We start from the raw sequence: 15254 nt of genomic DNA, 5'->3' as shown, positions 1-15254 counted from the left end.
ATTGTATACAGGCCTACTAGCTGTTGAGACCCTTTTCCATCACCAGATCAAGGCGACGGGCAAAGCTGACCGGGTCGGGCAGGGCTTCGCCTTCAAGGATGCGGGCCTGATCAAGCAACAGCAGGGCGGCGTCATGAAGGATCGGGGTCTTGGCATCCTTGATGGCAATGTCCGACAGCTTTTTGATCAGGCTGTGTTTCGGGTTGATTTCAAGGATACGCGGGCTGATTTCATCAACACGGTTATGCTGCTTCATCAGGCGTTCCATCCGCAAATCCATGCCGGTTTCATCGGCAATCAGACAGCAGGCCGAACTGGTCAGGCGATCTGATTCACGGACGTCCTTGATGCTGGTGCCAAGTGCGATCTTGATCGATGCGATCAGGGCATCAAGGGACGCATCGGATGCGGCATCGTCTTTCTTGTCGTCCTTGGCATCATCCTTGTCATCGGATTTGACGTCGGCAAGGTCCGCACCGCCACGGGTGACCGATTTGAAGTCTTTTTCTTCAAACTGGCCAACAGATGGCAACCAGAATTCATCCACCGGATCGGTCAGCAGCAGAACTTCGATGCCCTTGGCGGCAAAACCTTCAAGCTGCGGGCTGCGTTTGAGCGCATCGACGTCTTCGCCGCTGATATAGTAGATCGCCTTCTGACCATCCTTCATGCGGGTGACATAGTCGGCAAGCGTTGTCCAGCCATCCGAATGCGTGGAACGGAAACGTGCCAGTTTCAGGATGCGGTCTCGGTTGGTGTAGTCTTCATACAGGCCTTCCTTGACGACAGAACCGAAGTTTTCCCAGAAGGTTTCGAAACCTTTCGAGTCTTTATTCGATGCGGTTTCAAGTTCGGACAGGAGTTTTTTGGTCAGGCCGTTTTTGATTTTGGTCAGGACCGGGTTGTGTTGCAGCATTTCGCGCGAAATGTTCAGCGGCAGATCCTGGCTGTCGACGACACCGGACACAAACCGCAACCACGGCGGCAGAAGGTCATCGGCACCTTCGGTGATGAAGACCTTGCGGACATAAAGTTTCAGATGACCTTTGCGCGCCGGATCATAAAGATCGAACGGGCGCATGGTCGGCAGGAACAGAAGACCGGTATATTCAATCGCACCTTCGGCCTGATAGTGGATGGTTTTCCACGGATCGTCGAAGGCGTGCGAATTGTGTTTGTAGAACTCTTTGTACTGTTCGTCGGTAATGTCGGATTTCGGACGGGTCCAGAGTGCCGATGCCTCGTTCAGGGTTTCGTCATTGCCGTCCGCCTTCATCAGGACAACCGGGATGCCGATATGATCGGAATAGGTTTTGACGATATGACGCAGGCGATATTCTTCGGTGAATTCCTTGAAATCATCGGTCAGATGCAGGGTGATCTGGGTGCCGTGGCCTTCCATTTCGGCTTCGGCGATGGTGTATTCGCCCTTGCCGTCCGATGACCATTTCCACGCCTGATCTTCACCGGCTTTTTTCGTGACGACGTCGACCTGACCCGCAACCATGAAGGCGGAATAGAAACCGACGCCGAACTGACCGATCAGGTCAACATCCTTTGCCTTGTCGGATTTCGACAGGGCCTCGACGAATTTCGCGGTGCCTGAATTGGCAATCGTGCCAAGGTTTTCAATCAGGTCGGTTTTGTTCATCCCGATCCCGTTATCGGCAATCGTCAGAACATTACGGACGTTATCGGTCAGAAGACGAACCTTGAATTCTGAATCCCCTGCGAGCAGTTCCGGTTTTGCAATCGCCTCGTAGCGCAGCTTGTCGCAGGCATCCGACGCATTGGAAATGAGCTCGCGCAGGAAGATGTCCTTGTTCGAATAAAGCGAATGGACAACGATATCGAGCAGGCGGCTGACTTCGGCCTCGAACCGCATTTTTTCTTCCGTCATGACCTCTGTGTTCTCCTGTAATTTCAATCCACTATGTGCAATTTGCGCTGCTGGGTCCCGATTTGGCAACCTTCAGGCAGTGCTTGATATGCGTCAACGCATCTTGCAGCGCAAGCCCTGTATCCTAAGTATATAAAAAGACGGTTTCATTACAGGGCGCGAGGCTTACGGAAGTTGTCTTGGGTCCTGTCCTGCCCCGAAACGGCAAACGTTTCGGATAATTGCAAGGTGCAATGCCTTGTGAATGTCTCAGGCTCTATAACAGGAGGCCGCAATATGAAGGTTCCCGTTCAAATCACCTACCGTGATGTTGATCAATCAGATGCGCTGGACGAGCGGATCCGCTTCAAGGTGCAAAAACTGGAAGAAACCTTCGACCGCATGACAAGTTGTCATGTCATCGTGGAAAGACCCCATGCATCCCACGCACAGGGAAACCGCTATGCGGTTCATTTCGGAATTCATGTGCCGGGTAAGGAGATTATGGTTAAGCGCGACAGTGCCGATCATGCCCATGAGGATGTCTATATCGCGCTCAAAAACAGCTATCAGGCGGCGCGCCGTCAACTCAAGGAATATGTCGACCGGATGCGCGCCCACTAGGGTTCCTGTTAACAACAGCGAGTAATTGAAATGACGGGGCGGTCAGTTGACCGCCCCGTTCATGATATCGTGACCTCCGGCATTTCGGCCCGGGCTTGTGGATAGCGGCCGTCGCGCAATGCGCGCGCCCACCATTTCAGATCATTGACCATGTGTTTAAGGGCCGCCTCGGACCCGGCTTTGTCGATCGGATAACCATTCGGATCAAACTGGTCCCAGACATTGGCAAAGCTGACAACGTCGCGCATGGTCACGACATGCAATTCGGCAAAAACCAGTCGCAATTGTTCGACCGCCCGCAAACCACCCGACATTCCGCCATAGGACACAAATGCCAATGGCTTTCGGCGCCATTCGGGCTTGGCTGCGTCGATCAGCAATTTCAGTTCGCCGGTAAAGCTGTGATTGTATTCCGGGGTGACAACGAGGAAGGCATCGGCTTCGGCAAGAACGGACTGGAGTTCGGCAACACCGGGGTGCGTATTGCCGACGTGACGGGATGGCAGATCGAGCTTCGCCGGATCGATAATATCAACCGACAGATCCGGATCTGTTTTCAGGATTTTGATCGCCCAGTCGGCAACTGTGTCGCAGAACCGGTCTTCACGGGCACTGCCATAGATCAGTGCAAGATTGAAAGTCTCTTTCATGACGTCACTCCTTGATTATTTCGCAGCAAGGAGTAAATCTATAGAACCTTAACAATAGTTGAGGTCAATGATGAATTTCAAGCGCATCAGAACGCCATGAAAAAATAACGGAAAGGGCAGGAAAATGGTGAAACCCGGGCCATTGCACCGCTATCTCAGTGTGGGTGAAGTCGCCAAAAGAAGCGGACTTGCCGTATCGGCGATCCATTTTTACGAGCGTAAGGGGCTGATCGCCTCGATCAGAACGGATGGCAATCAGCGACGCTTTCCGCGCGGTATCCTGCGCCGGGTCGCGATCATCAAGGTCGCACAACGCACCGGCATTCCGTTGGCCGAAATCGGGAATGCGTTATCGGGACTGCCAATTAACCGGGCCCCGACGACACAGGACTGGGAAAAGCTCTCGTCGCGGTGGCGTGATGATCTTGATGCCCGGATCGAACAATTGACCCTGCTGCGCGATCAATTGGGCAAATGCATCGGGTGTGGCTGCCTTTCGATCAGCGACTGCCCGCTTCGCAACCCGTCGGATGAACTGGCAACGGATGGTCCCGGCGCGCGGTTGCTTGAACTTGATGACGCACAGGATCACGAACCGTCAGATGGAACGTCTTGATCCGTAACGGAATGCATTGGGATACTCTTGCCGATGCGGCAGAATGCTTGACATTGTGCGATGCGGCGTGTTGAAAGGCGCATTGATCTAGGCGCGCGAAATCATCCGCGATGCCTGCTGGAAAAGTTTGATGCAGATTTCAACCCGAACCGGTCCCCGTATCCTTGCCATATTGGGGCCCACCAACACCGGCAAGACCCATCTGGCCATGGAACGGATGTTGGCGCATACCTCGGGTATGATCGGTTTTCCGCTGCGGCTTCTGGCGCGCGAAAACTATGATCGCGCGGTCGCCCGTGTTGGCAAGGGTGCGGTGGCCCTGATCACCGGCGAAGAACGCATCCTTCCGAAATCAGCACGCTATTTCCTGTGTACGGTCGAAGCCATGCCGGTCAACAAGCAGGTTGATTTTCTGGCCATCGATGAAATCCAGATGTGTGCGGATCCCGAACGCGGGCACGTATTTACCGACCGGCTGTTGCATGCGCGCGGTATCAGCGAAACCATGTTCATGGGGGCGGAAACCATCCGTCCGGTGATCCGTCAACTGATCGACAATGTCGAATTTGATACGCGCGCACGGTTTTCGACTCTGACCTATAACGGATCGAAAAAGATCCAGCGTCTGCCATCCCAGTCGGCCGTCGTGACATTTTCCGCACAGGAAGTTTACGCCGTTGCCGAATTGGTCCGCCGCCAGAAGGGCGGGGCGGCCGTCGTGCTTGGCGCGCTTAGCCCGCGCACGCGCAACGCCCAGGTCGAGATGTTCCAGAATGGCGAGGTCGAACACCTGATTGCGACCGACGCGATTGGCATGGGGCTTAACCTTGAACTGAACCATGTGGCCTTTGCGGCCCTTCACAAGTTTGACGGTCAGTTCAATCGCGGGCTTTCGGCGGCGGAAACCGCCCAGATCGCCGGGCGCGCCGGACGTCATATGAATGACGGCACCTTTGGGGTGACGGGCAATCTTTCGGGGATCGATCCCGATATTATCGAACAGATCGAAGCCCACGAATTCGAACCGCTTGCCAAAGTCTTCTGGCGCAATGCGCGACTGGATTTCAGAACCGTCGATGCCTTGCAGAAATCGCTGCGCAAGCGGTCGGACAATCCGACACTTGTTCTGGCACGCGAACCGGTCGATGAAGTCATGCTGGCGCATTTATCGCAGAACGAAGACGTCGCGCGCATCGCATCGGCCCCGGATCGGGTGCAATTATTGTGGGAAGTCTGCCAGATTCCGGACTTCAGAAATATCCATACCGATGCGCATCCAAGGCTGCTAACATCTATCTATCGCTATCTGGCAAAACCAAATAGTAAACTGCCGGTCGACTGGTTGGGCGAACAAGTCTTGCGCCTGGACCGTTATGATGGTGATATCGATCAGTTGTCATCACGGTTGGCGGGTATTCGCGTCTGGACTTATGTATCGCACAAGCATCACTGGCTCGAAGATGCCAATCATTGGCAGGAACGTACGCGGGCCATTGAGGATAAGCTCTCTGATGTGCTACATGAACGCCTGACCCAAAGGTTCGTTGACAGACGAACTTCGGTTTTATTGAAAAGTCTCAAGGACAAGTCTGAACTCATGTCTACCATCACTGCGAATGGTGAAGTCCAGGTCGAAGGTGAATACGTCGGCCGACTGGAAGGATTCCGTTTCATCGCCGATGAAACCGATGCTGCGTTTGAAGGCAAGGCAATCGCCAGTGCTGCACGTCGTGCACTGACTGGCGAGATTGCGCAGCGTGTCAAACAACTGGAAACCGATGAAGACGACAAATTCGCGGTGAATGGTCAACTGGAAGTCCTGTGGAACGGGGCGGTTGTCGGTGGGCTGAAAAAGGGCGATACCGTCCTTAGTCCAGACGTCCAGGTCATTGACAGCGAGTTTTTTGACGGTCCGACCCGCGAACGCGTAAGGACCCGGCTTCAGAATTTCGTCAACGCCCATATCGAAGCGCGCCTGAAAATGCTGACCCGCCTGCGCGATTGTCAGCTTCCCGGTCCGATTCGCGGCCTTCTGTTCCAATTGAACGAAGGTCTGGGCTGTGTCCCGCGTGCCGATCTTGAAAGCCTGATCAAGGATCTTTCGGACGAAGACCGCAAGGCGCTGGCCAAGCTTGGCGTGCGGTTGGGGGTTGAAACGGTTCATGTGCTTGACGCGCTGAAACCCGATCCCGTCGAACTGCGTGGCATCCTTTGGGCGATTTCGCGCGAACTTGATGCGCTTCCCGAACTGCCACCGGCAGGTCGCACATCGGTTCCAAATGATCGCAGCAATTCCAAGGGCTTCTATCTGGCCGCCGGTTACATGCCGGTCGGGCCGCTTGCCGCACGTGTCGACATGCTCGAACGTTTTGCCGCATTGCTGCGCCAGAAGGCGCGCGAAAATGATGGCAAGGTAAAACCCGATCCCGATCTGCTGTCGCTTCTGGGCTGCACGGTCGAGCAGGCCGAAGGCGTGTTTACCGCACTTGGCTGGCGTGCCGAGGTGGTCAAGGTCAGCAAGGCTGAACTTGATGCCAAGGAAGCTGCTAAAAAGGCTTCTGAACCTGCTTCTGAACCTGCTGCTGTGAGTGCAGATGCACCGGAAGCTCCTGCTGAAGCCGCAAACGCCGATGAAGCAGCCAAAGAAGCACCGGCCGACGCCGTCAGCGAAACGCCCGCCGAAGAAGCTGCCCCGGCAGCCGGTGAAGCCGAAGCCGAGCCGGAATTCGTCGAGGTTAAATATTTTGTCCGTGTCGACCGCCGCAAGCGCGGTGGTGCCGGCAAAGGCCAGCGTGGCGGTCCGCGCCAGGAAGCCCATGGCAAAGGCGCGCCGAAAGGCAAAGGCGGTCAACGCCCGAACCGTGGCGGCCCGAACAAGGGCGGAGACCGTGGTGGCAAAGGTCAGGGGCGTCCGAACAATGCACCGGCCAAAAACAATCAGATCAACGAGGATTCGCCATTTGCCAAGCTGAAGGAAATGCTGGCGGCAAAGGGCTGATCCCGACCTGTTTTCTGTGATGCGGCGACCCTTTGCGGGGTCGCCGCATTGCGTTTGGGATGGTAAAATCAATCCATGACACTTGATCAGACAGGCAACAAAGTTCGTATAGATAAATGGCTATGGTATGCGCGGTTCTATAAGACCCGCTCGCTTGCCAGCAAGGCATGCCAGTCGGGCCATATCGTTCTGAACGGTCAGTCCGTCTCCAAGGCCAGCGTTACGGTCGTTGTCGGGGATCGGCTGCAATTCTTTCAGGGCCCGCATCTGCGCGTGATCGAAGTGGTGGCACCTGGCGAACGACGTGGCCCTGCCCCCGAAGCCCAGCAGCTTTACGTTGATCACTCGCCACCACGTGTGGCGAAAAAAGAGGTCGCGGCCGATATCCGAACCGCTCCGATTGCTGAACGCGAAGCTGGCAGCGGGCGCCCGACCAAGGCCGAAAGGCGCGCAACGGACCGGTTGCGCGGCGATGAATAGTATTTTACACATAATCATCTGATCTAACGCCAGGTACGGCGCGAACAACATACCGGGTTGTAGAAACCTCAGGATTTTCTTGCCTCCAGCATGGTCATGGGCTATTGATCCTATATCAAGGTATAATGCACCTACTTTAGTATGGTTTCGCTTCGACTTGGAGAATGACTGCGTTATGAAACGCAAGCCTGGCCTGCATATCGGCACTTTGTCACATCTGGGGGCAGGCCGTTTTGCCATATTGCTCGCAGCACTTGTGATCAACCTGCTGTCGCTGGCACTGCCGGTGACCCTGTTGCAGGTCTATGACCGTGTGCTGCCCCATAATGCCATCCCGACTTTGACCTTGCTTATACTCGGGGTTTTTGGCGCGTTGGTGCTTGAAGCGGCTTTGCGCCTTGGTCGGGCCTATATATCGTCGCTGTCGGCGGCAAAGTTCGAACATAAAAGTTCGCAGGCTGCTGTCGGTCATTTGTTGGCGACCAGTCTTTCCGATTATGAAAAAACCGCACCTGGCCAGCATCTTCAGCGGCTGAACAGTCTGAATGTCCTGCGTGACTTTTATGCCGGGCAGGCAATCGGGGCGGTGATCGATCTGCCGTTCATTATCCTGTTCCTTGGTTTGATTGCCATTATCGGTGGCAAGCTTGTGCTGGTACCGCTGGGCATTCTGTTTGCCTTCATGCTGACCGCAATGATCCTGGGGCGGCGGCTGCGTCGCGCGCTTGATGAACGCAGTCAGGCCGACGAGCGGCGCTATAATTTCATTATCGAAACCCTGACCGGCATTCACACCATCAAGGCGATGGCGATGGAAAACCTGATGATCCGTCGCCATGATCAGCTGCAAATCCAGTGTTCCGAGGATGACCTTGTCGCCGCGCGTTGCGCCCATGCCGCGATCAATTCAAGTGCCAGCTTTTCGATGATCACGATGATCCTTGTTGCCGGTGTCGGCAGTCTTCTGGTTATCAATGCCGATCTGACAGTGGGCGGGCTTGCCGCCTGCACGATGCTGGCCGGGCGTTCGATCCAGCCGCTGCAACGTGCCATGGGTCTTTGGACCCAGTTTCAAAGCATTCGGGTTGCGCGTGATCGGTGCCGCGAACTTTTCCGTCTGCCGCCCGAAGATGCCGACGATGCTGCTGAAATGCCGCCGCTTGAAGGGCGTATCGAGCTTGACGATGTCAGTTTTTCGCACGCGGGCGGGGACACAGTTTTTGAAAATCTGACGCTTGCGATACAGCCCGGTGAATCTGTTGCAATCACCGGTGAAAACGGTACCGGTAAAACCACCTTGCTGTGGCTTCTGATGGGGGCGTTACGCCCTGATCGCGGTTCGGTGCGGCTCGATGGTCGTGATCCAAATAAATATGCATCGGAATCGATCCGCCGCCAGATTGCCTATCTGCCGCAACATGGTGTGATGTTTAAGGGAACGATCCTTGAAAACATCACATCCTTCCGCAAGGAAATCGGCACGGATCGTGTCGTGGAAATCTCGCGGCGTCTGGGGCTTGATGAAATCGTCATGCGCATGCCCGACGGTTACGATACCGAAGTGGGCGGACAGGCATCCGAAACCCTTCCGCGCGGCGTAAAGCAGCGTATCGCGATTGCGCGTGCCCTGATCGACTATCCGCGCATCGTGCTGTTTGACGAAGCCAACAGTTCGCTTGATATCGCGGGTGACAACATTCTTGCCGGTCTTCTGATTGAACTTCGCAAACATTGTACGCTGGTGATGGTATCGCACCGACCGTCACTGATCGCCCTTGCCGACAGACAATATCGCCTGATTGAAAAACGTCTGGTGCCGGTCCTGCGGCGCAGCGGCACCCAGCCGGTGATCGAGGCAGAAGAAGTCGCACGCGCAGGAGGCCGGTCATGAATATCGAAAACATGGACTTCGCGCTGAATTACCGCATGGGCCTTGCCAGCAATGACGCCCAGTCGGATTTTGATGCCTGCCTGTGGCCTTTGTTGCAGGCGCTTGGCTGGCGTGGGTTGCCCCGTCAGGTCGCAGAAGCATTGCCGCATATGGACGAGGCCCTTGATCTGACCGATTTTCGCAATGTGCTGGCGAACCTGAATTACCGGTCGCGCGAAATCGATACCACATTCGATCGGATCGATGATCGGTTGATGCCCTGTCTGTTCGTGCCCGATAACGGCACCGCACTTGTGGTGATCAAGCCGGAAAATGCTGGCATCCGGGTGTTTGATGGCGGCACCAGCCGTGAAATGGTGATCAAGCCCGGCAATCTTCCCGGGCGGTTGTTCCAGTTTACCCAGGCTGGGCGTCACGAACGGTTTTTTGAAGAGGACAAACGCGGCTGGTTTGGCGGAATTACCGACCGCTTTTCCGCCCTTGGTGGACAGCTTTTGCTGATTACCCTGATGCTGAACCTGATGGCGCTGGCCAGCCCGATTTTCGTAATGGGGATCTATGACCGGGTCATTGGAACGCGGTCGATCCCCATGTTGATCCAGTTCGGGATCGGCATGGGGATTGTCCTGATCCTTGACTGGGTCCTGCGCAATCTGCGAAGCCAGATGGTCAGCCATTTTGGGGCGCGCCTTGATACACTTGTCAGCAGTGCCATTTTCGAACGGCTCCTGTCCCTGCCACCCGCCTTTACCGAACGTGCCCCGGTCGGGGTTCAGATTTCGCGGATTCGCGATTTTGAAAGCGTCCGCGAATTCTTTAGCGGCCCGATGGCGCTTGTCATTCTGGAAATGCCCTTCCTGCCGATCTTCCTGATTGTTCTGGCGATCCTTGGGGGGTGGCTAGCACTTATCCCGATTGGGCTGATCGTTGTTTTTGTCCTGATCGGGCTGGTGTCTTTTCCGGTGGTGTCACGACGGGTTTCGGAACTTGGCCGCAATGGTGCGAACCGGCAGGAATTTCTGGTCGAGACGGTCGGCAAGATGCAGGCGTTGAAATATACAGGCACAGAACATCGCTGGCTGTCGCGTTTCCGCGATATTTCGGCCGATACGGCTTATGCCGGGTTCCGGGTGGCAATGATCAATAATCTGATCAACACATCGGCACAGATTCTGATGGTCTCATCCGGGGCGCTTATCCTTGCCTTTGGCGCGGTTCAGGTCATGGCGGGTTCAATGACCGTCGGCGCACTTGTGGCATCGATGATGCTGGCATGGCGTGTACTTGGCCCGATCAATCAGGCCTTTGTCGGTATGCCGCGGCTGGCACAGCTTCGCGGGTCTGTCCGGCAGATAAACCGTCTGATGACGCTGGCACCGGAACGTGATCTGGTGCCGCGCACGGTTGGCCAACGCCGTTTCGAAGGCAATGTCACCTTCTCGCGTGTCAGCTTCCGATATACGCCGGACTCCGATCCGGCTCTGGTCGGGGTGAATTTCGATATCAAGGCCGGACAGGTGGTTGCGGTTGTCGGATCGAACGGGGCGGGCAAGTCATCGCTGATCAAATTGATCGCCGGGATGTATCAGCCACAGGCCGGTGCTGTTCTGATCGACGGCGCGGACATCCGCCAGATGGATCCGCAAACCTTGCGTCAGTCCATTTCCTATGTGCCGCAGGATGTTGAATTTTTCCGTGGATCAATTGCGCAAAACCTGCGCCTTGCCAATCCGATTGCATCACCCGATGAATTGCGGATGGCCTGTATGTCGGCGGGTATTCTCTCGGAAATCGAAGCCCTGCCCGACGGTTTTGAAACACGGATCGGCGATCAGCATTCCTCGCGCTTTTCGACAAGCTTCCTGCAACGCCTGGCACTTGCGCGTGCCTTTGTCCGCGAAGCACCGATCATCCTGTTTGATGAGCCGACCAATGGCCTTGACCAGAAAGCGGATCGGGCATTCCAGCATGCGATCAACCGTCTGCGCGGCGGATCGACGATTTTCCTGATTACCCATCGGCCAAGCCATCTTGATCTGGCCGACCGCATCATTGTTCTTGAAGCAGGCCAGGTGCGCGCCGATGCGCCGCCAGCACGCATCAAGCAGCAGGTGCTTGACGGAGGTTTCCTATGAGCGAAGCAGTTCAGAACACCGCAATTGAACGGTTCCGCCAGTCACGCCGTATGGCGCGCTATCTGTCACATGCCGTATTGCTCGAAGAAGGCGGGATTTCGGTCTTTGTCCGTTCGGCAATGGTGATGCTTTCGGTTGGCTTTATCGCGCTGATCGCGTGGGCGGCAACCACCCAGATCAAGGAAACGGCAACCACCTTCGGGCAGGTCATGCCGACCGGGGCGGTTAACAAGATCCAGCATCTTGAAGGTGGCATCATTTCCGAAATCATGGTGCGGGATGGTGACTTGGTCGAAAAAGACCAGGTTCTGATGCGGTTGAAACCCGAAGCATCACAGGCCGAACTGTCGCAGGCCGAAACCAGACTGGCCAGCCTGCGTCTTGAAGCCGAACGTTATCGCGCACTTGCCGAATCGCGCGATCCCGACTTCACCCTGCTGATGGACCAGTATCCGGAACTGGCAAAAAACCAGCAGGAAATCTATCGGATCAAAACCGACCTTGATAGCAGCCAGCGCGAAATCCTTGACGTTCAGATCAAGGAACGCAACGCCGAATTGGCCCAGCTCCAGCAGCAGGAAGGGACTTTGCGCCGTTCTGTCGAACTGCTTAACCAAGAAGTGACGATGCGCCGCTCGCTGTATGAACAGGGGCTGAACTCCAAGGTCCTGTTCCTCAATATCCAGCGTGAATTGAACGAAGCGCAGGGCAATCTTTCAAGTGTCATTGCGGAAATGGCGCGTGCGCGTGAAACCATCGCCGAAGCCAATCTGCGCCAGAACGAACTTCGAAACAGCCAGCGCGAGGAAGCGCTAAGTGAGCTGGGGCGGCTTGGCGGTGAAATTGCCCAGGCCGATGAAGCGCTGCGCAAGCTTAAGGACCGTGTCGCGCGACTTGAAATCCGCGCCCCGTCCAAGGGTTATATCAAGGGGCTGCAATTTACCACGATCGGCGGGGTGATTGCCCCTGCACAGGTGGTCATGGAGCTGGTTCCGACCGATGATGCACTGGTCGCGGAAACCCGGATTTCGACCGAGGATATCGGTCATGTTCATCTTGGACAGCCGGTGACTGTTAAAGTCAGTGCATTTGACTATATACGATATGGTAGTATCAGTGGTGAATTGGTATCGATATCGGCCTCTACTTTTGTTGATGAAGATGGACGACCGTATTATAAAGGACGGGTGGCACTTGATTCCGACCGGGTCGGTGAGGGTGCCCGCGCTCAGCCGATTATCCCTGGCATGACGGTTCAGGCCGACATCCAGACGGGTGAAAGGACATTGCTGCAATATCTGCTCAAGCCGGTTTATGTCTCGCTTGATCAGGCATTTAGCGAACGCTGAGTTTTCATAATGGTCCCGCTGGAAATGTTCATTTCATTTCTACTGCCTGGCCGCACGTTTCTCTGGTAAAACAGAGAATTCTATACTTTTGTATAGAAATGCGGATCAGGGATTCCCGTCCCGCATTTCTCGGAGAATGGGCTAGATGGCGGACGATCCTCGCGACGCAGAAGACACTCGCAACGAACTGGGCGGAAACCGGGCAGATACCGGTACCGGCGGTGATGATCTTATGCGTGATGATCGCAGTGGCGATGATCCGGACGAGCATGTCGAACTGCATGGTGATCAGAATGGTGATGGTGGCATTCCCAACGAACAGTTGGGCAGTGTTCATTATGGCAATCAGGTCAATAACCCGCAGGGCGAAGACCAACGCCAGTTCCGCCAGCGCAACGCGGGCGATCAACGGGCCGAGGAAACAACCCAGGCCGACGCCACGGAAAAGCAGATAAAGGCCGAGGCCGAGCGGGTCGAGCTTGAAAACAATATCGATACGGTTGGCGAGGGCGCTGAAACTGCTGGTGGCAGCTCAGGAAACGACCCGGTTTCCCTGCGGTCAAACGATGCAGGTGGTGCTGATAACCCGCAACCGGTTTCAACACCCGATACGACCATTGTCCCCGGTGCCGGCGAAGGCGGTGGTGGCCGCTCCGGTCAAAATATTGAAACTGATTTTGCGCCCCGGTCCGCACCGGCATCAGAGGCTGCTGTTGCGGCGGCTGATGTCAGTGCTGCGGATTCCGCCGAACTGGACGAGGTTCTGGAACTCGAAACCCGGAACGAGGTGCCAAAAGTCGCCGACGCACCAAGCCTTTCTGCCACGGATGTTGCCGGTGACGAAGACAGTGCGATCTCGCTTGATGTCTCTGCTGCTCTTCGTGACCTTGATGGCGGCGATGAAACCCTTTCGATCACGATTTCCGGCGTGCCTGATGGGGCGGTTTTATCGGCCGGCACGGATAACGGCGATGGCACATGGTCACTGACGCCAGATCAGCTCGCGGGCCTGACGATCACACCGGGGGGGAACTACAATGGCAGCTTTGATCTTTCAGTAACCGCAACCAGCACCGAGGCCAATGGCAGCACATCATCGACAAGCACAAGCTTCACGGTCGATGTCGAAGCCGTTGCCGATGGTGCAAAGCTTGATGTCGGCGATGCCGCCGGTGCCGAAGACAGTGCGATTGCCCTCTCGATTGATACCGAACTGCTTGATGCGAACGAGGGCATCTCGATCACCATCTCAGGCGTGCCCGATGGTGCAACCCTGTCCGCCGGAACCGACAATGGTGACGGCACCTGGACCCTCGACGTCGCCGATCTCGACGGCTTGACAATCACACCGGGCGAAAATTTCAACGGCAGCTTCGACCTGACCGTATCTGTCTCGACAACTGACGGCACCGATAGCGCAGTCGTTGTCGAAGAGATTACGGTTGATGTTGCGGGGATCGCAGACGCGCCGACATTGGATGTGTCGGATGCGAGCGGGTCCGAAGACAATGCGATTGCACTCGACATTGATGCGGGCCTGACGGACAGCTCCGAAGTTCTGAGTGTTACGATCAGTGGCGTGCCAGAGGGCGCGACCCTGTCAGCCGGTACCGATAACGGTGATGGCAGTTGGACTCTAAGTCCCGATCAGCTTGCAGGTCTGACGATTACACCAGCAGATGATTTTAGCGGATCGTTTGACCTGACAGTCACCGCGCAATCTGCGGATGGCAACGATGTTGCGACCACAACGGGCCGCATTACGGTTGATGTTGCAGATGTTGCCGATGCTCCGACGCTGGAAGTTTCGGATGCATCTGGTAACGAAGATTCGGCCATTGCGCTCGATATTGACGCAGGCCTGACGGACAGCTCCGAAGTTCTAACCGTTACGATCAGCGGCGTTCCGGATGGTGCAACCTTGTCGGCTGGAACCAATAATGGTGATGGCAGATGGACGCTGTCAGCAGCCGACCTCAACGGCCTGTCGATTACCCCGGCGGAGGACTTTAGTGGATCGTTTGATCTGACAGTCACCGCGCAGTCTGCTGATGGCAGCGATATCGCCACCGCGACGGATACGATTACGGTTGATGTCGCGGGTGTTGCCGATACGCCGACGTTGGATGTCTCTGACACCAGTGGTTCAGAAGATTCGGCGATTACGCTCGACATTGACGCAGGCCTGACGGACTCCAGCGAAGTTCTCACCGTTACGATCAGCGGCGTGCCAGAAGGCGCGAAGCTGTCTTCGGGCACCGATAACGGTGATGGCAGCTGGACTCTGTCATCCGCCGACCTGAACGGCCTGACGATCACACCAGCGGATGACTTCAGTGGATCGTTTGACCTGACCGTCACCGCGCAGTCGGCTGATGGTGATGATGTTGCGACCACAACAGGCAGCATTACGGTTGATGTTGCAGGTGTTGCCGATGCTCCGACGCTGGAAGTTTCGGATGCATCTGGTAACGAAGATTCGGCGATTACGCTCGACATTGACGCAGGCCTGACGGACAGCGGTGAAGTTCTAACCGTTACGATCAGTGGCGTGCCAGAAGGTGCTGCCTTGTCGGCTGGTACGGACAACGGTGACGGGACCTGGACCTTGTCGGCGGCTGACCTGAACGGT

Annotated in this window: 10 protein-coding genes; 8 read left to right on the top strand and 2 right to left on the bottom strand. The window is 55.9% G+C overall.

Features of this window, described 5'->3' with window-relative positions:
• Window positions 1-16: 16 nt before the first annotated feature.
• Window positions 17-1900, bottom strand: a complete 1884-nt coding sequence (gene htpG / locus SMB34_RS05050; RefSeq protein ID WP_037988125.1) for a molecular chaperone HtpG — start codon at window positions 1898-1900, stop codon at window positions 17-19.
• A 276-nt stretch (window positions 1901-2176) separates the two neighbouring features.
• Between htpG and SMB34_RS05045 the strand changes: the two genes are divergently transcribed.
• Window positions 2177-2503 (top strand): HPF/RaiA family ribosome-associated protein, encoded by a 327-nt coding sequence (locus tag SMB34_RS05045; protein WP_007088900.1) that lies wholly within the window; start codon window positions 2177-2179, stop codon window positions 2501-2503.
• A gap of 59 nt (window positions 2504-2562) precedes the next feature.
• Here the strand turns inward: SMB34_RS05045 and SMB34_RS05040 are convergent, their stop codons facing one another.
• Entirely contained in the window at window positions 2563-3153 is a 591-nt protein-coding gene (locus tag SMB34_RS05040; protein ID WP_037988124.1) for an NADPH-dependent FMN reductase, read from the bottom strand.
• A 124-nt stretch (window positions 3154-3277) separates the two neighbouring features.
• Between SMB34_RS05040 and soxR the strand changes: the two genes are divergently transcribed.
• The 7 genes from soxR to SMB34_RS05005 form a co-directional block, all read left to right on the top strand.
• On the top strand, window positions 3278-3769 hold the full coding sequence (gene soxR / locus SMB34_RS05035) for a redox-sensitive transcriptional activator SoxR (RefSeq protein WP_007088898.1): 492 nt from the start codon (window positions 3278-3280) through the stop codon (window positions 3767-3769).
• A gap of 130 nt (window positions 3770-3899) precedes the next feature.
• Entirely contained in the window at window positions 3900-6767 is a 2868-nt protein-coding gene (locus SMB34_RS05030) for a helicase-related protein (RefSeq protein WP_037988122.1), read from the top strand.
• Between the two features lie 75 nt (window positions 6768-6842).
• Entirely contained in the window at window positions 6843-7247 is a 405-nt protein-coding gene (locus tag SMB34_RS05025; protein WP_037988119.1) for an RNA-binding S4 domain-containing protein, read from the top strand.
• A gap of 175 nt (window positions 7248-7422) precedes the next feature.
• Window positions 7423-9138 carry a peptidase domain-containing ABC transporter gene (locus tag SMB34_RS05020; RefSeq protein WP_037988116.1) on the top strand — a complete coding sequence of 572 codons (1716 nt, stop codon included), beginning with the start codon at window positions 7423-7425 and terminating at the stop codon, window positions 9136-9138.
• Entirely contained in the window at window positions 9135-11273 is a 2139-nt protein-coding gene (locus SMB34_RS05015; RefSeq protein ID WP_037988114.1) for a peptidase domain-containing ABC transporter, read from the top strand. Before SMB34_RS05020 ends, SMB34_RS05015 begins: the two co-directional genes overlap by 4 nt.
• Complete coding sequence (locus SMB34_RS05010) at window positions 11270-12622, top strand: HlyD family type I secretion periplasmic adaptor subunit (RefSeq protein WP_007088893.1); 1353 nt, start codon at window positions 11270-11272, stop codon at window positions 12620-12622. The genes SMB34_RS05015 and SMB34_RS05010 overlap by 4 nt, the downstream gene beginning before the upstream one ends.
• A gap of 145 nt (window positions 12623-12767) precedes the next feature.
• Window positions 12768-15254 (top strand): beta strand repeat-containing protein (locus SMB34_RS05005; protein WP_240478750.1); only part of this gene is annotated, 2487 nt, incomplete at its 3' end.

Source organism: Thalassospira permensis NBRC 106175, assembly GCF_000714555.1.
Classification (GTDB): Bacteria; Pseudomonadota; Alphaproteobacteria; order Rhodospirillales; family Thalassospiraceae; genus Thalassospira; species Thalassospira xiamenensis.
Note: the sequence above shows the minus strand (reverse complement) of the source record. Positions and strands in the feature narration are given on the sequence as shown.